The sequence below is a fragment of the Nocardia sp. CA-135398 genome, from assembly GCF_050955845.1.
Classification (GTDB): Bacteria; Actinomycetota; Actinomycetes; order Mycobacteriales; family Mycobacteriaceae; genus Nocardia.
This window is the reverse complement of sequence record NZ_CP192084.1, coordinates 4,109,059-4,127,508: the sequence shown is the minus strand read 5'-3', so window position 1 is coordinate 4,127,508 and position 18,450 is coordinate 4,109,059. Positions and strand designations below refer to the sequence as shown.

The window sequence follows — 18,450 nt, the reverse complement described above, 5'->3', positions numbered from 1 at the left end:
CTGGCAGATATCGCCGGTGCCGACGGACCAGTGCACGCTCAGTATCGTCAAGTCAATGGATCCCGTTGCACCGGAACGTATTCCGTCCGAGGCCGCCAAGGCGGAACCGACAGGTATGTCGCAGCACGCAGTACCCATTCCACCGGCCCGTACGCATGACCGCGCAACCACCAGTGACTGAATGCGAGCTGCGCGCTATAGGTCACCAACGCGATCCCGATGACGCCCGCCGGTGGCACATCATCGGCCAGGGCGAATCCGTAGCCGGTGTAGATCACCATCAACACCACCGACTGCATGATGTAGTTGGAAGCCGCCATCCGACCCGCCGGGGCGAGCAGCGCCGTATACCGTACGGTGCGGGCTGATCGGGTCAACATGATGATCCCCGCGATGTACGCGAACGTCATCAGCGGGTTGACCACTTCCTGGATTCCGTTCCAGTACGACGGCGGTTCCAGCCAACCCATCCCAGACGAGAACGTCACCGCCGACACCGGTAATCCGACAACCAGCCCACCGATGAACACCCGAGGTGCCCAGCGGCGCACCGTCTCCGGTTCGGCGAATAGCTTGCGCTGACCGGCCGCCATCCCGATCAGGAACATGCCGAGCGCCGGAACGCCCTGGGTGATCCAGATCAGGATGATCCACAGCGGCGCCTCGGACACCTGCATCGTGAAGGTATCGCCGAAGCTGCCCGTATAGCCGTCATGCAATGCCACCACATCGAGCAGCTCCGCGACCTCGGAAATTCCACCGGAGCCAGGCAGGAACGCCCATATCGACCACGCGAGATACAACACCGCCCCGCCGACGACCGCCGTCCGTGGCCGCAACCACCGCAGCAGGATCAGAAACAGGCACAGAAACGCGTACAGCGTGAGGATGTCACCGATCCACAGCAGGAAGACATGCGCCAACCCGATCACCATCAGCGCGGCACAGCGCCGCAGCAGCCGCGGATTCGCCGACACCCCGGCCCGCTGCGCCGCCGCTATCTGCAGGGTGAACGAGTAGCCGAACAGGAATGCGAACAGCAGATAGAACCGGCCGCTGAACAGCGCCTCCACCACCGCGTTCACGAAATGATCGAACGGGCCGTCGAAACCGAGTACCGGATCGTCGGCGGTGCCGCGGAACGACCAGAGCAGCGTGGCGACGGCGACATTCACAATCAGGATTCCGAAAAGTGCGAATCCCCGCGGTATGTCGACCTCGGCTATCCGCCGCGATGCGGTGGCGGGCACGACCGATTCGGACATGATCGGAAGATTAAACGGCGGACTCCGAGGGGTCGTCCTCCCACCGACCGATTCGCACCCTGATCGGATCCGACCCGAACAGCTACCTCCGGCGTATTGACATCACACCAGGTCGGCGACCTCCAAATAGAGCTGCCGCTCGACGGCGATGTCGACGAGGAAACCTTGCTGCCCGCCCGCGGTATCGGTCGCATGGAATGCCGCCACCGCGACCTCGCCGACCCGCAACCGTTGGCCCGCGAAATCTCGCTGTCCCAGGATGATCGGCTGCGCCTGATCGAATTCCAACTCGCTGACATCGACGGACAGCGGGGCGCCGAGCAGGTCGGTGACGGTGCCGGGGATGAGCCGGGCCGAGACGATTTGATCGAAGCTGGGCCGCCGCACGATCCGATGCGCCACATACATCTTGCCCGCCCGGCCGAAGCACAGATGAGTCAGCAATTCCGCGGTGCGCAAGCGATGCGGATCGAGCTGTGTGAAGGATACGACGTTGCGCACAGTGGCCACGACATCGCGTGCGATCACGATGCCGCGCCGATCCAGATGGCCGCGAATCAGGTTGCCCCGGAATGTTGTTCGGGGGTGATCCGCGCGCGGATCGAGGTCGGCGAGCGAGAGATCCGCCGGTTCGAATGCGTGGCCGCCACGGAATCCGGTGCGCCGGTCGGCGCCGAGTGCCCGACTGCCGCGCTCGTCCAACTCGATATCGAGTAGCGCCTGGAAGTCGAACGGCGCGAAGAACATCGGCCGATGCGAGAAATAGCAGTCGGTGCCGGTGCCGAAGACGACCATCCCGTGTGTGCCGACTGTCGGCGCCGACCGATATGGACCCGCATATCTGGCCGTATATCTGGCCGTCCTGGTGAACATCCCGCTCATGGGACGCTCCTTTCTTCATCCCCTCCCATAGCCTGGGCCGAGTAGGCCCCCATGCCACGAGTGTTCGGCTACTCGAATCCGCCGACCCCCGCTACTCGACCTCCCGATCCGATAAGTCCCCTTTGCGCTCCACGATCCTCCGATCGCGCCACCTCGGCAATCGGTCATGACCTGGACATATGGGTCGCCGGTGAATGCCCTGGCGAAAAGGCGGCGCACGGCTGTGCGACCGAGGTGGGCGCAGCCTCGGATGCGACCTCAGTTGTAGGTCTTGGTGACGCTGTCGATGAGGTGTTCGAGGGTGTCGATGGTGGGGGTGTCGATCACGTCGATCACATCGCCGGGCACCGAGACGTGGTTGTCGGCGGTGACCTTGGCGAATTGGCTGGGGTCGCTGGTGCGGAAACCGTGTTCGGCGGCGAGGCGTTGCAGGTCGGGGTCGGTGGCCAGCAGGCGGCCGATGCGGTCGCCGGGCGCGGTGAGTGGCACCAGGGTGTGCTGGGAGACCACGGTCGGGGACGGGTAGGTCAGCACCATCCCGGGTTTGATCTGGCCGCGCAGGCTCGCCTCGACGAACTGGGCCTCGTAGATCCAGACCATGGGCGTCGGCCCCATACCCGCGGCGAGATATTCGCGGAACGGGCCGTCGGTGGAGTTCTCGGTGTAGCCCTGGCGCACGAACAGCCGCGATATCGTCGGCAGGACGGCCTGCTCGGCGGCCGGGCCCTGCACGATGGTGTTGTCATTGGCGACGTGGCTGGCGATGGCCAGGTACATGGCGGCGGAGTTGGAGGTCCGTGGGTCGGTCGTGGAGACCAGGATGTTCTTGTGCACCGGGTAGACGGTGTTGTCGCGGAGTTTGTCCCATTCGACATCGTTGCGTACGAGTTCGAGGTACCGGGCCATATCGAAGGTCGGGAGCGGACCGGGACGCAGCACGCCCGCCGCGGTCAGCAGGTCGGCGATGGGCTGGAAGGTCGCGATCGCCATGGGTGAGGAGAACGGCGTGTATTTGGTGCTGATATTGCGGGCCCGCTGAATCCGTTCCGCCGCAGGCGCACTCGATGGAAAGGCGAAATCGTATGTGCCGAGATCGATGGAGGTCGCGATCTGTCGCGATCCGGCCGGATCGACCTGCGCCTTGACGCCCTTGCGGGCCAAGGCTTCCACGACGCGCGGGTCTTCGAAGAAGGCCATCTTCTCCGAGCCGACCACGCCGTGCACGGTGGTCAGCGCTGCTGTCGCGCCGGCCGGAGCGGGTTGTTCGGGCTGGCGCACCGCGAAGGCGACGACCAACGCCAGGACAACGATCGCAGCCGCGGCCGCGAGTGCCATCAGTCGCTTGTCGGCGGCGAATTTGTCGCCAGCCGTGCGGATTCGACCCATCCTCCCCGTCGGATCGGTCTGCGGACTTGGGCCTTGTTGTGCGGCAACGTTTTCCGATTCGGCCTGTTTCGACGAGGCCGCCAGCTCCCTGCGTGCGATCCGCTCGATCAGAATCGGAACGAATTCCCGCACCGGATGGCCTTCGAACCGCCGCCGCACCGTGCCGACCACGCTCTCGACCTCATCGGCCGGGTAGTCGTCGACCAGGCGGTCGGTCAACCGCTGAATTGCCTGCTCTTCGCGGACAGTAACGACACCCACCACAGTCTCCTCGGCGTCACATCGATCTCCGGTCGCGACGGCACCCATCCCCGCTCGCGCCGCCGAACCCTACCGAAATTTTCGACCGGGATTACACCGACGAAACCCCCCATCCCTGGCGGGTGAATCCCACTTCGACTGTGCCCGTGGCCATCTGCGGCAGACCACTACACACCACTGCCGCCCAGCTCACGGCAAGAATCGCAGCCCGACCGTCCACTCGTGGACGGTCCGCGCTACCCCGAACCGCCCCGTAATCCGCGCCGAAAGTTCAACGCGCCATACACCTTTCGACACCCAACGTTGTCCACAAGTTTCCATCCCAACCCGCCGCGTCGCCGGGTCTCGGCACGTCGTTCACGAACACCTTCGCGCGGCGCACACGGAGACCCCGGTATGTCGCACGGGAACCCGCGCACGCGCTGACGCACACTTTTGAATCCAAGGTCCGGTGTGTCGTGCGGTGCGTCCATATGCGCGAGGCCCCGATGGTGTGCGGCAGTTCAGTCGGGTTGGCTCGCGGCCGCTGCCAGCCGATCGAGGTCGCGACCCGTTCGGCCTCTGCTGCCGTCGCCGCGCGCCCCTGGCACCAAGCGCAGTCGGGCAAGCAGCATGACCTCGCGCGACCAGCACTTCCTGTGCCGCAGCACTTTTCGTGCAGGAGCGCATTTTCCTGAAGCCGCATTCGGCGAAAGCGTCTACGGCTCACGCCGGTCCCGGACAACCCGGCGACGAACCGTCCTTCACGGTGCGATCAGGGCCTGGATATCGGGCAGGTTGCCGATCCGTTGGGTCGCGGGGCGGCCGGGGGCGTCGACTTGGGGTGAACCGGTGGCGCGCAGTCGCGCCCGTACCTCGGATGGCGTTTTGCGTCCGGTGGCCGCGGCGGCCAACCCTTGATAGCTGGCGATGGAGCCGACGACGATCGGGGATGCGCTGGAGGTTCCGCTGAATGTGTCTGTGTACCAGTAGTCTTCGTCGGCGCCACCCTGCAGGTCACCGTATCCGGTGGTGGTGACTTCGAGGCCCCAGCCCTGTGTGTCGACACGAGAGCCGTAGTTGGAGAAGGCGAGTCGCGAGCGTGCTGGTCCGTGGTCGCGGCCGTGGAATCCGGGTGGTGGGGCGCCCGCGCCGACCAGGATGGCTCCGGAGTCCGCGTCGCCGCCGCGGAACGGGTTGCGCCACGAGGTCGGGAAGTCCGCGGGTCGGGTGTCGTACAGGGCGCTGTCGAGGTCTTCGGAGCCGTTACCTGCCGCGCCGACCACGATGACGCCGCGTCCGATCGCGTAGCGGATCGCGGCCCAGTCGTCGGGCCACCATTCGATCGCGATGTATCCGGCCTGGTCTGCGCGGTTCTGGAAGTTGTTGCGTGGTCCGGGCCGGTGCAGTTCGAGCAGGATGATGTCGCCTGCGCTCAGTGCGTCGGCCGCGGTTCGGATGGCGGCCGCGGACCCCGCGTCGAATACCGAGACCGCGCGGATGGCGGCATCGGCGGCAATCCCGGTGATACCGAAGGTGTTCGCATCACCGCTGATCTCCCCCGCCACCGCGGTGCCGTGATTGCGCCAGCCCGCATCCGTCGACGGCGCACCGCCGATCACGCCGCCCTGGTTCGCCAGCAGGTCTTCGTGGGTGAATCGCCACGCGCCCTCCACGTCCACGATGCGCACGCCCGCGCCGCGGCCACCGGGTCGGGTCCAGGCCCAGCGTGCGTTCACTCCTTGCGGTGCGGCGTCCAGATAACCTTGCCGGGCTTCGAAATTCGGGGTGACGGGCGGTGCGTCTTCCAGCCGACGGGTCGCGATATCGGCCAGTACGACCGGTGGCGCGATCGGCGGCTCCGCGGGCGGTTTCACATAGGCCGCATCGACCGCGTCGTCGGCACGCAGTCGGTCCGCGACCGCCTCGAGTTCATCCCTGACCCCGCGCACAGCGAAATAATTCAGATATTCCGCACCCACATCCTCCTGCGCGGTACCGGCGATTCGCCGTGGCAGTCGATTGGGCGGCCCGAAGATGCGCACCGGCGCACCGCCTTCCGGCAGCAGTTCGACCAGTCGCGATTGCGCCGCGAGACTCTCGCGCACCGCATCGGGATCGATACCCGCCCGGGCACCGTGGGTGACGACGATCAGTTCCGAACCATTATCGGTGCGTGCCATGACGACAGTTAACCCGCCCCATGATCATCGCGCCAGCGCGATCGGGCGCCAACTCGGATGTGCGCCAGTTCAGTTCGGTGCCGCCGGAATGCGCGCGGTCCGCGCGACCGGGTCGACCGCGCCGGGTCCGCGCGCGACCGTGAGAATTTCCAGCATGCCGATCACGATCGCGCAGCCACCGGCCGCCATGCCGAGTACGTCCAGCGAGTCGAACGGCAGGGAGACCATGATGAACCCCACCATCATGGTCAGCAGCCCGAATATCTCTTGCCAGCCACCCTCGGGCAACTCGTCGGCCCAGACTGCCACGGTCGCCTGCGCGATTCCGCGCACGGTCCAGCCGAGGCCGAGCCACACCGCGAGAAGCAGGATCGAATTCGCGCTGTGGAACGCCATGACGGCCAGCGCGAGCGAGACGACGCCGCTGAAGAATACGAACATCCGCAGCGCCGCGCCGAACCGGGCACCGATCGCGATGATCAGCTGCATCGCGGCGCTCAATAGTAGATAGAGACCGAACAACAACTCCGCCATCGGCTCGGTCTTATCCGGCCACACGGCGATCAGCACGCCGAGAACCACGGCGCCGATACCCGCGACCAATACCGCCAGCCGCGCGCCGTCGGCAAGCGAACCCCCACGACCCGCACTCTCGTTTTCGGGCATAGCTCCATTGTATGGCCCGCTCATGCGGATAACCGAATGTTTGCTTTCGGGTCGCGATATTTCTACGCCGACTCAGCGTGTCGCGATGAATCGCGGGTATACACGAGTGTCCCGACACCGCAGGCGAGGACCGTCCCGAACACGAGCGTCAGCGGCAGGTGGCGGGCGAGCGGGTTCTCGCGCAAGGGGTCTCGCATCAGCAGCCAGCCCGCGACGATCATCACGAACCCCTCGCCGAGCGCCGCGACCAGCGCAGCCTCGACCGTCGGCCGCCATGCTCGGCGGTTCCGCTCGGCCAGCCACCCGCCGACGCCGAGCAGCGCACAGCCGAACCCGATGAGCGACGCACCGATCGCGGTACCGAAGGCCACTGTCGGCGCGTCGACGGTTTCGGCGCGAATGTCGTTCCAGCGCACCGCAACCACTTCATCGCGCCAGGACTCCAGTTCGACACTTGATCCGGGTGCCGCACCGGCGAGGATGGTGTTGTCGGAGGGGAAGTCGAGGTGCCGCTCGATACCGGTGTCGATCTCGAGTCGGTAGGTCGCCGCCTGCGTCATCCCCCCGCGAACGTCGGTGTCGGTGACGCGGGCGGGATTCAGAGCATGTTCTTCGCGTTGGTAGGCCGCGCGATCGCCCGCCGTCCGGGTCACATCGACGACTCCGATGACGGTGGCCGCGAACGCGAGCAGCCCGAATCCGAGGAGTAGCCCAGGACGTAGGGCCGTCCAGGACCACCACCGCTGCTCGGTCATGCGTCGATCGCCAGTACCACGCCGTGGACGGTGGAACCGGTGACGTCCTGCCATGGCATGGCGACTCGGGCGGAGTGCGGCCCGGAAATCGGTTCGTCGGCGTGCCGACTGTCGGCAGATTCGGAGTTCGCGAGTGTCGCATCGGTACTCGGTACCTCAGCGAGTCTATCGGGGTGCTGGGCATAGACGGGTGTCACACCGGAGTTCGGTGCGGCAGCGAGGGCATCGTGGCGTCGGCTATCGGATGTTGATCCCTCGGGTGCGGGACTGGAGTCCGGGTGCGTATCAGGGCGCTGGCTGCCCGCCGCCGATTCATGGGGCGCCACAGTGGAGTTCGGCGCGTCGAGGCGTAGAACTCGTTCGACCCGAATGTTTCGACCACTACCCACGGCAATATCGGTGCAAGTCGACCCCTCAACGGAAGAGCCGAATTCCGTTGCGGCGGAGGGGAACTCGATGGTCGAGACGACGACGGATGGATCCGGTGTGTCACTCGCGCTCTGCGCTTGCGGCTGTGCCTGCCCGGCCAGCAGCGCGGCGATCTGAGCGACCGCCACTGGATCCCGGGTCGCGTCGTAGATCCAGCGCTGTCCGAGCACACCGTGGATCGAGGTGCCCACGAGTGCGTCCTCGGCACCGTCGAGTGGTGCGCCGCGGTAGGTCAGCGGCACGTGGTAGGTGATCGATTCGGGTCCAGCGCTATCGTTCACCAGCACGAATTCGATGCCGACGGAACCCGCCGGGTCATCGAGCCGGAAGCCTCCGGCCTTGCTCAGCTGTGGTGCACGCCCGCTGTCGCGATACCACGGCCGGGTCGGCAACCAGGCGGTGAGCAGTTCGAGCTTGCTGGGCGACATGGTCGTACGGTGAATAACAGCCATGGGGCACCCTATCCTTCAACGAAGGACCCCGGTTTCACGCGGCCTCGAGTTCGGGGGGCGCGATGCCCCAGCTGGATCGCGATCCACACCGCACGTCTCGGGATCGGCCACAAAATTTTCGCGGCGGGATGTCGAGATCACGCGCACGGCTCCCGCTTGTTCTCGCCTAACCGGGAGCACTGTCGGATACCAATCCGGTTCGGCTCTGGCGGGATTCGGCGACCAGATGGTCGAGTTGGCGTTCGGCGCGTTCGGCGCGGGCGAGGGTCTGGGCGCGGGCGTCGTCGAGTGCGGCCATGCGCTCGGCGGCTTCGCGGCGTGCCTGCTCGAGCGCGGCCGCCGATTCGGTACGCACCGCCGCGACTTCCGTAGTTGCCGCGCGGCGCACTTCGACGAGTTCGCTGCGCGTGCGATCCAGTTCCTCGCGTAGCCGGTTCAGTTCCGCGCGCGCCTCGGCTACGGCCTGATTGCGTTCGGCCACGGCCTGTTCGGCGCGTTCGATGGCGCGTTCGGCATCGGCCGCGCGCTGTACCGCCAGATCGCGTTCGGCACCGGCCGCGGTGATCTGCTGGGCGGACTCGCGCCGGATCTGTTCGATCTCCGTCGCCGCCTTTCGCCGCGCCGACTCCACATCCTCGGTAGCCTGCTGCCGTGCCCGTTCCACATCGTCGACGGCTTCGCGACGAATGGCGCGGATCTCGGCCTCGGCCTCGCTGCGCGCCGCGAAGACATCGTCGGCGGCCTGTTTGGTCACCCGCTCGACCTCACGTAGTGCATCCGAGCGCGCCGTATCCGCCTCGGTGACCAGTGATTCCGCATGTTCGGCCGCACTGGCCGCATCGTCGGCGGCCGATTCCGCGGCCGCGCGCGCCTCCTCCGCTTCGCGTCGCGCCTGGTCCGCGGCCACCGTGGCGACCTCGGCCTCCGCGATGCGTCGTGCCGCATCTGCCTGCACGGCCTGCACCTGCGCCTCGGCGATTGCCGGATCGGCCAGCGTGGACAGCTCGGCGACCGCCGCATTCAGCGTGTTGCCCAATTGATCGGCCAGTCCACGGAATTGGGCGAGCAGTTCATCCGCGCGCAACCGAGCCACCGTCACCGGACCCTGTTGCGTCACTGTGACAGCAGCCCCCGGTGTCTGCGACTCCTGTTGCTGCCGTTGCCGTTCCCGCCAAGCGCGCCACCGGGTGTGCTCCGGGTGATCGCAGTATTCCGAGGGCCGCCCCGGCCCACCCCCGCGCGTAATCGGTCGAGCACATCCGGGGTAGTTGCAAACGTTGGACACCACAGAATCGTAGCGTTGGTTTCGTCGATTCCAACATATTCACACGAAACGAAATCCGCGTCGCCCCAAGACCTTTGCCCGCAAGACCACCGATTCTGACCGCCGATAAGTGAACCTTATCGGCGGTCAGGCGTTCTCGGGTTCTCGCAATCCCCCGCAGGAGTTACGTTTACGTTTGGTTTGCGCATACGAAACGAAACCCCAACGGAACCAGCGAAAAACTGGGTACCCCCAAGACCTGATGCGGAGCTGAGCTGTCCGCTCGCCATCGAGCCCGAGCGCCGTCGATCGGCGCGCGTGGACGAGGGCGGGCTCGACGCCGTCGCCGCTGTCGATATTCGAAGTCGCGTTCCCCCGCGACGATGTATCGAGCCCTTCGGCGTCAGCCTTCGATGGTCGGGGTGTTGGTCCGGGTAGCGCCTGCGATGGCACGCAAATAGCGGTCGGCCAGTGCGCGAAGTAGCTCGACCAACTCCGGCGGGTCACCGACAGTGAACTCGATACCATGCATGCCCAGCTGTCCGATGTTGATCGCCAGCGCCTCTGGGGTGTCCGCGCCGGTGTGGAGGACACAGGTCGTATCGTCGATCGCTTCGATGGTGCCCGCGGCCGGGGGAATGCGGGCGCTGAGGAATTCGGCGGGTGCGTGCACGGTCACCGATGCCCGGAATCGCCAGGCCGCTGCGGATACGCCGCAGGTCACCCGATCGGTCATGTCCTCGGGTAGCTCACGGGGAGTGAATCGTGGCCCGGTCGGAGTTTTCGGCGTGATGCGGTCCACACGGAAGGTGCGCCAGTCGGACCGGTCGATGTCGAACGCGATCAGATACCAGCGTCGTCCCCAGTTGACCAGCTGGTAGGGCTCGACCACCCGCCTGCTGTCGCCGCGATTGTGGTCGCGGTAGTCGAATCGGAGCCGCTCGTGATCACGGCAAGAGGCCGCGATCACGGTCAACGTCTCGGCGTCGACCCGTGGACTCGTGCCGTCTCCCGGGACTACGACGGTATATGCCTGCAACGCATTAACTCTGCGCCGCAATCGATTCGGCAGCACTTGTTCGAGCTTGCCGAGGGCCCGCAGTGAGGTCTCCTCGACTCCTGCGATGCCGCCTCCAGCGGCGGTACGCAGGCCGACGGTGACCGCGACGGCTTCCTCGTCGTCGAGGAGCAGCGGCGGCAGGCTGGCGCCCGCCCCGAGTCGGTAGCCGCCCGCAGACCCTCTGGTCGCGTGCACCGGATAACCGAGGTGGCGCAGCCGTTCGATGTCGTTGCGCACCGTCCTCGTGCTGACTTCCAGCCGTTCGGCCAGATCGGTACCGCTCCAGTCGCGCGGGATCTGCAAGAGCGAGAGCAGCCGGAGCAGTCGGGCCGAGGTCTCCAACATTTCTTCAGTCTTCCATTTCTTTAGGAATGAAGTCTTCCTAATGCTCTCCTACGGTTCACGGCATGACGTTCACGACCACCGCGATCACACCCTTCCGTATCGATATCCCGCAGGCGGACCTCGACGATCTACAGGATCGGCTGGCGCGCACTCGCTGGTCCGGCGAGCTGCCACCAGAGACCGAGGGAAAGGTCCAGACCGGGCCGGTGCCGCCAGGCTGGGAGTACGGAGTCCCGCTCGACTATGTGCAGCGACTGACCGCCTACTGGCGCGATGGATACGATTGGCGCACATGGGAATCCAAGCTCAATGCTTACCCGCAGTTCACCACCGAGATCGACGGACAGCTCATCCATTTCCTGCACGTACGTTCGCCGGAGGCTGATGCCACCCCGCTGATCCTGACTCACGGGTGGCCGAATTCGGTGTTCGAGTTCCTCGACCTGATCGAACCTCTCACCGATCCGCGCGCCAACGGCGAGGACCCGGCCAAGGCATTTCACCTGGTGATCCCCTCATTGCCCGGCTTCGGCTTCTCCGGACCCACCCAAGCGAAGGGCTGGAACCGCTACCGCACCGCCGCGGCATGGGCAGAGCTGATGAAACGACTGGGCTACGACCGCTACGGCACACACGGCAACGACATCGGTTCGCACGTGTCGCCCGAACTGGGTCGAATCGACCCGGACCACGTGATCGGGGTGCATGTGACCCAACTGTTCTCCTTCCCTTCCGGTGACCCAGCGGAGCTGACCGAGCTGACCGAGCAGGAGCGGGGGTATGTGCAGCATCTGAAATATTTCAACGACAACATGTCCGGCTACGCCCGGCTTCAGGAGAGCGCGCCACAGAACCTTGCGCACGCGCTGGCAGATTCACCCACCGGGCAGCTCGCCTGGACGGCGCAGCTGCTGGCCTCGCTGGACGACGATCATGTGCTGACCAACGCGACGCTGTACTGGCTGACCAACACGGCGGCTTCTGCCGCCCGCTTCTACTACGAGGACCATCACGCCGAACACCCGACCCAACCGACCACCGCTCCCACGGGCCTGGCCAGCTTCGCCTACGACTTCACGCCCCTGCGCCGTTTCGCCGAACGCGACCACAGCAACATCGTGTCCTGGAACGAGTTCGACCGGGGCAGCCACTGGGCGACCCAGGACGCGCCCGACCTGTTGATCGCCGACATCCGCCAGTTCTTTGGCGAACTGAAGTAATCCGCATCGAATGATCGTCCGTGGTGGTGGCGTCGCGCTGGCGCCACCACCACTGTTCTGTCGAAAGGTCCTGCTGATGACGCAAGTACTCAGTCGTCGGGCGCTCAATCGCGCCACTCTCCATCGGCAGTTGCTGTTGCGCCGCTCCGAATTGTCCGTCATCGACGCGGTGGAGCAGTTGGTCGGGCTGCAAGCCCAGACCCCGCACACCTGGTACGTCGGATTGTGGTCACGACTGGCGGATTTCGTCCCCGAACAGGCTGCCCGTCTGCTCACCGACCGCAAGTTGATTCGAATTGCTTTGATGCGCTCGACGATTCACCTGGTCACCCCGGACGACGCAGGTGCGCTGCGTCCACTGATCCAACCGGTATTGGATCGTGACCTCTACCGCAACCACACACATGGCAAGCCCATCGAAGGCATCGATATGGCGAAACTGATCGCCGACGGTATCGAGTTACTCGCCCCGAAACCGTTGACCAACAAGGAGCTCGGCGCGTTGCTCGGCCAACGCTGGCCCGACCGCGCGCCCGCCTCACTGGTCTACGCCATCCGCAACCAGGTGCCTTTGGTACAGGTGCCACCACGCGGTGTCTGGGGCCGCAGCGGGCCGATCGCGCACACCACCGCTGACGCGTGGCTCGGCACGGACCAGACGATCACTGCTTCGCTCGAGCAAATGATCCTGCGGTACCTGGCCGCCTTCGGCCCGGCCAGTGTGCAAGATATGCAGATGTGGTCCGGCCTGACCAGGTTGCGCGAGGTGGTCGACCGAATGCAGCAGGGCTTGATGATCTTTCAGGATCAGCACGGCCAGGAGCTGTTCGACCTACCCGACGCTGCACGCCCGGACCCCGACACCCCGGCACCGCCGAGGTTTCTGTACGACTTCGACAACGTTTTGCTCTCACACGCGGACCGCACCCGGGTGATCACCGACGAGCACGGCAGGCAGGGTTACCGTACTCAGCGCCCCACTCCGCAGATCCTGCTGGTCGACGGATTCACCGCAGGCGACTGGACGATCAGCCGAAACACCGGATCCGTGACAATCACCATCCGCCCCTATGACCGGCCGTTCACCACACACGATGCGGCCGCTATCACTGAAGAAGCTCACGCGTTGCTGGCATTCACCGACCCCGGCACCCAGACCCGCAATGTCATCCTCGACGGCCCCCGCCGACGAGTGTGATCGGCGATCGCGGTGCCGCCCGCGCCTCCAATTATCTGGCCGACCGGAGAACACCTGTCGAGGCATGTGACCGAGACAGGCGTCCGCCGTGGATCGTCGAGATCGGGTGTCTATTTGCGGTATTCACCGAACGTGGCGCGCAGGTCGTCGACGATGAGGTCGGGTTCTTCCATGGCGGCGAAGTGGCCGCCGCGCTCGAATTCGGTCCAGCGCACGATGTTGTGGTTTCGTTCGGCGATGCGGCGGACCGGAATACCGAGGTCGTGCGGCATGACTGCCACAGCGACCGGCACACCGGTCTCGGGTTCCGGCATTCCCCAGGTCGCGGCGCCTTCGTAGTAGTAGCGCGCCGACGAGCCCGCGGTGGCGTTGAGCCAGTAGACCATGACATTGGTCAGCATCGCGTCCCGGTCGACGGCGTCCTCGGGTGCGTCGGTGGAGTCGGTCCAGTCCTTGAATCGTTCGACGATCCAGGCCAATTGCCCCACCGGTGAATCGGCGAGCGCGTAGGACAGCGTTTGGGGGCGACTGGCCTGCAGCATCGCGTACGCGCCGAGTTCGTACTGAGCGCGGCGAGCCAGTTCGACGGCACGCTGTTCGGCCGGGTTGTCGGGGTCGGCGGTCTCGGCGGTGACAGTGGCGGAGGCGATCATCGTCAGATGCACGGCGACCAGGTGCTCGGCGTCGATGACTGCCAGCTGTCGGGAGATCGCGGCGCCGGTGTCTTCACCGTGTGCGGCGTAGCGGTCGTAGCCGAGGCGGTGCATCAGTTCCGCCCATGCCTGCGCAGCCCGCGCGGTTGACCAGCCGACCGCGGGTCCGGAGAACCCGAAGCCGGGGATGGTCGGCACGACGACATGGAACGCGTCCTCCGCGTTGCCGCCGTGCGCGACCGGGTCGGTCAGCGGCCCGATCACGTCGAGGAATTCCACGATCGATCCGGGCCATCCGTGCGTGAGTATCAGTGGCAGAGCGTCGGTTTCGGCCGAGCGGACGTGGATGAAGTGCACGTTGTGGCCGTCGATCTCGGTACGGAACTGCGGGAAGGAGTTGAGCCGGGCCTCTTGGGCGCGCCAATCGTAGGTGTTACGCCAGTATTCGGCGAGTTCCCTGGTGTAGTCGAGCGGGATGCCCTGCGACCACCCGGCTTCGGGATCAGCGTCGGTCCAGCGGGTGGCGTCCAGTCGCCGATTCAGGTCATCGAGCTGCTCTTGGGGGACGTCGATCCGGAAGGGGGTGATCTCTGTGCTCATGACAATCACTCTAGGGGGCTGCTAGGACAACTTCTGCCCTAGGTTCTGCACACTGTGCCGGAGGCCTCACGAACTCGCCTGCACGCCCCCACGGAGGTCATACCCGACCCCGTGGATCGCCCCGCCGATACTGGAACCTCCTGCTGGACAACAGCTTCGGCGAGGTCCACATGATCCTGTGGACAGATGCCGTGCGCCTGCCGATGCTCGCCAACCTCGCGGGAACAGGCACCTGGTCGACCGCCGAGCCGCCAGGGCACGCAACGTTCGTCGCCGTCCCGTTCTTTGTCGCCTTCGGGAACTCGGATATTTGTCGCCTTCGGGGACTCGCGCCGATCGGGTATCGGTCCGCCGGCGGGGATTGTCGGAAATATGGTCTGCGATGCCCGGTCCGAGGCGTGTCGGATGCCGAATGCTGTTCAGAGCCAATGGCATCCAAGCCCGATAGTGCAGACTGATGGGTTCGCGCTGTGTTCATAGCCGCTGGCGGGGTCGAGCTACGAATGGCTACCGCGCTCGTCGAGGAGTTGACGACCCACGCAGCGGATCACCTATCGAGGAAAGCGGGTACCCGAGTGAATATCGAACCTGAAATCCATACGGCTGCGGGAGTTGTGCGTGGCAGGTGGGAGAACGACGTCGCGGTCTTCCGGGGCATCCCTTTCGCCGAGCCGCCGGTGGGCGCACACCGGTTCGGCGCTCCTGTTCCGGTGCGGCCGTGGGATGGCATCCGTGATGCGCTGCGGTTCGGTCCACCGGTTCCCCAAGGCGCCCATACGGGTTCGGTGATGTCGTCGGTATCTGGCAACGTCGATGACGGGTCCGCCGACTGTTTGACGCTCAATGTCTGGTCACCCGACCTCGGTGCCGCACGGCTGCCGGTGATTGTGTGGATCCAGGGCGGCACCTACCTGGAGAACAATTCCGCCAACCCGCACCAGAACGGTGCGACTCTGGCTCGGGCCGGTGTGGTGCTGGTCAGCATGAACTATCGCGTCGGTGTGGACGGTTTCGCCCACATCACCGGAGCCCCGGACAATCGAGGCATTCTGGACCAGATCGCCGCGCTGCGGTGGGTCCAGGACAATATCGGCGCATTCGGCGGCGTACCGGACAACGTCACCGTATTCGGCCAGTCCGCCGGTGCGGCGTGCATCGCAGCTCTTCTTGTTATGCCGTTGGCGGCCGGACTGTTTCGACGGGCGATAGTCCAGGGCATGCCGGGCACCTACTTCGCCCAACGGCTCGCCGCCGCGATCTCCACCACGATCGCCGCGCAACTCGGCGTGCGAGCCACCGTCGGTGAGCTGGCCGGCATCCCGCCGCGCGCATTGACCGACGCGACGGACGTGGTGATCGAGAAGATGCCGGAATTCGTCGAATCCTGGGGCCCCATGGCGCTCACGCCCACACCGTTCTCACCCGTCGTCGACGGCGACGTCCTGACATGCGCACCATGGCGTGCGCTCGCGGACGGTGCCGCGCGCGACATCGACCTACTCGTCGGCCACACCCGCGACGAATACCGGCTCTACACCTCCCGCCCCGGCAACGAGCCGACCGAGGCGCGGGTGAGGACGACATTCGACCACCTTGCACCCGGCACAGATGGAAACGAGCTCTACCGCATCGCCTACCCGGACACCACACCCGCGCGGCGCTACGAAATCCTCAACTCCGACTGGCTGTTCCGGATGCCCAGCCTGCACCTCGCCGACGCCACCCACATCGGCGGCGGATCCGTCTGGCTCTACGAACTGGGCTGGAGCTTCAACTCCGAGCAAGGGGCCTCGCACGCCCTGGACTTCCTGCTCGTCTTCGGCACCCTCGGCCCCGACGAAATACGGTCCCACCGATCCGCCCACCCGAACGCCGCGAACGAGATCACTCGCGTCTCGCACCGCATGCGCACCGACTGGGTAACCTTCGCGACCACAGGCGATCCGGGCTGGTCACGCTACGATCCGCACACTCGATCCACTCGCGTCTACAACGCCGAGCCGACCACCCAGCGCTACCCTGAGGAACGCTCGCGCCGCATCTGGTCCACGCACCGGTTCGACATCCTCGACCTCCTCCATACCGACTGACGGGGTGTCATGTCACACGGCGGACAGCTCGAACCGTCCAGAGTCCGACACGACAGATCGGGTGGTCGCTCGAACATGCTGGATGCGAACCGTTTTGGGTCGACAAGGCATCAGGGAACGGAACCGGGAAAATGGTCGGCGGGTACAGCAGCCCTGCGAGCAGGAGAGCTGCATTCGATGCGGCTAGTTTTCGGGGAATTCGATCTCGGGTGTCTGGTCGGCATCGAGCAGGAAGTACCCGAGGAATGTCACACCTTTGCTCTCGGCGTCGAAGCGGGCGATGCGCACGCCTTCGGGTTCGTAGAACACATCCCCTGGCCCGAGCACGGACTCCGGTCGGCCGTCGATCTGGTAGATCACCGAACCGGATTCGATGCTGCCGAAGACCGGGCCGTTGTGGACATGCAACCCACCAGCATGGTTGGGGGCGAGGGTGATTCGCCGGATCTCGACCCGCTGTGTGGGCAGCGGTTCGGGCAGTGGCTGGTCGAGCAGAATCGAGCGGGCGATCGGCGGGGTATCGGCGGTGTCGGGAACGGCGGCGTATTCCGCGTCGGTGACCGGGGCGCCTGCTTCGGGTTCGGTGCCGTCATCTGGCAGCTCTTCGACGGCTAGATGGGTCATGGCGGTGGTGGATGTGGCTCCGTGCCAATGCCATTCGTCGGCGGCGATGTGCACGGTGTCGCCGGTGCGTATGGTTTCGACGGGTCCGCCGCGGCGTTGGACGAGCCCGGTGCCCTCGGTGACGATGAGTACTTGACCGAGAGGGTGGCGGTGCCACACGGTGCGCGCGCCGGGTGCGAAGCGGACGCTGTCGATGTGGGTCCGCTGTCGTCCTTCGGGCGCGGCGACCGTATCGATCCACGCGTCACCGGTAATCCATTGGGGCGGAGCAGAACTGGTGGCGGGTGTGCGAGATATGCGCACGGGTGATTTCCTGACTGTTGGGTTACCGGATGGTGTGTGCGGCAAGAAGTGCGAGGATGCCCGCGATCGCCTGGTCGAAGGACTCGCTGGTGCTGTCCGCGCGGGCCAGGACATATCCGCCCTGCATGGTGGCGACGATCGCGCAGGCGGTGGAGGTCGGGTCGAGGGCTGGCGCCAATTCGCCGCCGTCCAGGCCCTCCTGGATCACTTCCGCGAGACGGCCGCGCAGCCAGGTGAAGGTCTCCTCTACCGGCGCCCGCAGTGCGGGATTGGCGATCACCTCGGGGTCCTGGGTCAGTCTCCCGATCGGACAACCGCGCAGAACATCACGCTCGCGACGTAGGTAGGCGGTGATGCGTTCGACCGCGGTCCCGGGTGCCGACAGCTGCGCATCGACACCGGCCCGGATCTCCTCTGCGGTACGGCGAATGGCCGCCAGTGCCAGATCCTCCTTACCGGCGAAATGGTGGTACATGCTGCCCTGCCCGGCCTCGGCGCGCTGCTGAATGGTTTTCGGGCTGGTTCCGACATAACCCCGTTCCCACAGCAGCGCGCGGGCGCTTTCGACGAGGCGTTCCCTGGTGCTCACCCGGCGAGTGTACATACTAATAGGTACAGAATCGCGGCGAGCTGCGATCGTCCCGGCCCAGAGGGCCAGCGTTCGGGGTGGTCTTCGAGAGGAGGGCGCTCGTCCGCAATGGACGGCAGATAAGCAAGGTTAAGGAGGTTACTCACTCCCTATCCCTTTCAACATATATCGCACCCGGGGGCTTGCGGCAAGCCCCCGGGTGTGCTGCAGAATCTCCTGCCGAAGCCGGTACCTGCGGAAATATGC

At 65.7% G+C, this 18,450-nt stretch carries 15 protein-coding genes; 3 read left to right on the top strand and 12 right to left on the bottom strand.

All coding sequences use genetic code 11. The features are described 5' to 3' along the window. Positions 1-47: 47 nt before the first annotated feature. The 9 genes from ACQP1T_RS18025 to ACQP1T_RS17985 all read right to left on the bottom strand — a co-directional run bounded on the left by ACQP1T_RS18025 (position 48) and on the right by ACQP1T_RS17985 (position 10,927). Positions 48-1,265: a DUF418 domain-containing protein gene (locus tag ACQP1T_RS18025; protein ID WP_433761690.1), complete on the bottom strand. Its 1,218-nt coding sequence runs from the start codon at positions 1,263-1,265 to the stop codon at positions 48-50. Positions 1,266-1,367: 102 nt separating this feature from the next. Next, positions 1,368-2,147 carry a hypothetical protein gene (locus ACQP1T_RS18020; protein ID WP_433761689.1) on the bottom strand — a complete coding sequence of 260 codons (780 nt, stop codon included), beginning with the start codon at positions 2,145-2,147 and terminating at the stop codon, positions 1,368-1,370. Between the two features lie 258 nt (positions 2,148-2,405). After that, the gene (locus ACQP1T_RS18015; RefSeq protein WP_433761688.1) at positions 2,406-3,794 is read right to left on the bottom strand and encodes a three-helix bundle dimerization domain-containing protein; all 1,389 of its coding nucleotides are present in this window, start codon (positions 3,792-3,794) and stop codon (positions 2,406-2,408) included. A 743-nt stretch (positions 3,795-4,537) separates the two neighbouring features. Continuing rightward, a complete protein-coding gene (locus tag ACQP1T_RS18010; protein ID WP_433761687.1) occupies positions 4,538-5,956 on the bottom strand; it encodes a S8 family serine peptidase in 1,419 nt (472 codons plus the stop codon). Between the two features lie 69 nt (positions 5,957-6,025). Next, a complete protein-coding gene (locus tag ACQP1T_RS18005) occupies positions 6,026-6,622 on the bottom strand; it encodes a DUF308 domain-containing protein (RefSeq protein ID WP_433761686.1) in 597 nt (198 codons plus the stop codon). Positions 6,623-6,684: 62 nt separating this feature from the next. Then, positions 6,685-7,377, bottom strand: a complete 693-nt coding sequence (locus tag ACQP1T_RS18000; protein ID WP_433761684.1) for a hypothetical protein — start codon at positions 7,375-7,377, stop codon at positions 6,685-6,687. After that, entirely contained in the window at positions 7,374-8,234 is an 861-nt protein-coding gene (locus ACQP1T_RS17995; protein ID WP_433761682.1) for a maltokinase N-terminal cap-like domain-containing protein, read from the bottom strand. The genes ACQP1T_RS18000 and ACQP1T_RS17995 overlap by 4 nt, the downstream gene beginning before the upstream one ends. A 190-nt stretch (positions 8,235-8,424) precedes the next feature. Then, positions 8,425-9,375, bottom strand: coding sequence for a hypothetical protein (locus ACQP1T_RS17990; protein ID WP_433761681.1), 951 nt, complete (start codon positions 9,373-9,375; stop codon positions 8,425-8,427). A gap of 550 nt (positions 9,376-9,925) precedes the next feature. Beyond that, positions 9,926-10,927, bottom strand: a complete 1,002-nt coding sequence (locus ACQP1T_RS17985) for a helix-turn-helix transcriptional regulator (protein WP_433761679.1) — start codon at positions 10,925-10,927, stop codon at positions 9,926-9,928. Positions 10,928-10,989: 62 nt separating this feature from the next. Here ACQP1T_RS17985 and ACQP1T_RS17980 point away from each other — a divergent pair, with 62 nt between their 5' ends. Beyond that, complete coding sequence (locus ACQP1T_RS17980; protein ID WP_433761677.1) at positions 10,990-12,147, top strand: epoxide hydrolase family protein; 1,158 nt, start codon at positions 10,990-10,992, stop codon at positions 12,145-12,147. 76 nt (positions 12,148-12,223) lie between these two features. Continuing rightward, on the top strand, positions 12,224-13,345 hold the full coding sequence (locus tag ACQP1T_RS17975; RefSeq protein ID WP_433761676.1) for a winged helix DNA-binding domain-containing protein: 1,122 nt from the start codon (positions 12,224-12,226) through the stop codon (positions 13,343-13,345). 110 nt (positions 13,346-13,455) lie between these two features. Here ACQP1T_RS17975 and ACQP1T_RS17970 read toward each other — a convergent pair whose 3' ends face one another. Further along, the gene (locus ACQP1T_RS17970; RefSeq protein WP_433761675.1) at positions 13,456-14,598 is read right to left on the bottom strand and encodes an epoxide hydrolase family protein; all 1,143 of its coding nucleotides are present in this window, start codon (positions 14,596-14,598) and stop codon (positions 13,456-13,458) included. Positions 14,599-15,101: 503 nt separating this feature from the next. Here ACQP1T_RS17970 and ACQP1T_RS17965 point away from each other — a divergent pair. Beyond that, positions 15,102-16,688, top strand: a complete 1,587-nt coding sequence (locus ACQP1T_RS17965; RefSeq protein WP_433761674.1) for a carboxylesterase/lipase family protein — start codon at positions 15,102-15,104, stop codon at positions 16,686-16,688. A 183-nt stretch (positions 16,689-16,871) separates the two neighbouring features. Here ACQP1T_RS17965 and ACQP1T_RS17960 read toward each other — a convergent pair whose 3' ends face one another. Both ACQP1T_RS17960 and ACQP1T_RS17955 read right to left on the bottom strand, forming a co-directional pair. Beyond that, positions 16,872-17,615 carry a (R)-mandelonitrile lyase gene (locus ACQP1T_RS17960; RefSeq protein ID WP_433761673.1) on the bottom strand — a complete coding sequence of 248 codons (744 nt, stop codon included), beginning with the start codon at positions 17,613-17,615 and terminating at the stop codon, positions 16,872-16,874. A 22-nt stretch (positions 17,616-17,637) separates the two neighbouring features. Then, positions 17,638-18,204, bottom strand: coding sequence for a TetR/AcrR family transcriptional regulator (locus tag ACQP1T_RS17955; RefSeq protein ID WP_433761671.1), 567 nt, complete (start codon positions 18,202-18,204; stop codon positions 17,638-17,640). Between the last annotated feature and the right edge of the window lie 246 nt (positions 18,205-18,450).

Excerpts from the sequence above, each read along its gene's own strand:
- ACQP1T_RS17995 (WP_433761682.1), bottom strand. The coding sequence starts at position 8,234 with ATGTCGCCCAGCAAGCTCGAACTGCTCACCGCCTGGTTGCCGACCCGG.
- ACQP1T_RS17975 (WP_433761676.1), top strand. The coding sequence starts at position 12,224 with ATGACGCAAGTACTCAGTCGTCGGGCGCTCAATCGCGCCACTCTCCAT.
- ACQP1T_RS18020 (WP_433761689.1), bottom strand. The coding sequence starts at position 2,147 with ATGAGCGGGATGTTCACCAGGACGGCCAGATATACGGCCAGATATGCG.
- ACQP1T_RS18000 (WP_433761684.1), bottom strand. The coding sequence starts at position 7,377 with ATGACCGAGCAGCGGTGGTGGTCCTGGACGGCCCTACGTCCTGGGCTA.
- ACQP1T_RS18005 (WP_433761686.1), bottom strand. The coding sequence starts at position 6,622 with ATGCCCGAAAACGAGAGTGCGGGTCGTGGGGGTTCGCTTGCCGACGGC.
- ACQP1T_RS17970 (WP_433761675.1), bottom strand. The coding sequence starts at position 14,598 with ATGAGCACAGAGATCACCCCCTTCCGGATCGACGTCCCCCAAGAGCAG.
- ACQP1T_RS18010 (WP_433761687.1), bottom strand. The coding sequence starts at position 5,956 with ATGGCACGCACCGATAATGGTTCGGAACTGATCGTCGTCACCCACGGT.
- ACQP1T_RS17980 (WP_433761677.1), top strand. The coding sequence starts at position 10,990 with ATGACGTTCACGACCACCGCGATCACACCCTTCCGTATCGATATCCCG.
- ACQP1T_RS17985 (WP_433761679.1), bottom strand. The coding sequence starts at position 10,927 with ATGTTGGAGACCTCGGCCCGACTGCTCCGGCTGCTCTCGCTCTTGCAG.
- ACQP1T_RS18025 (WP_433761690.1), bottom strand. The coding sequence starts at position 1,265 with ATGTCCGAATCGGTCGTGCCCGCCACCGCATCGCGGCGGATAGCCGAG.
- ACQP1T_RS17965 (WP_433761674.1), top strand. The coding sequence starts at position 15,102 with ATGGCTACCGCGCTCGTCGAGGAGTTGACGACCCACGCAGCGGATCAC.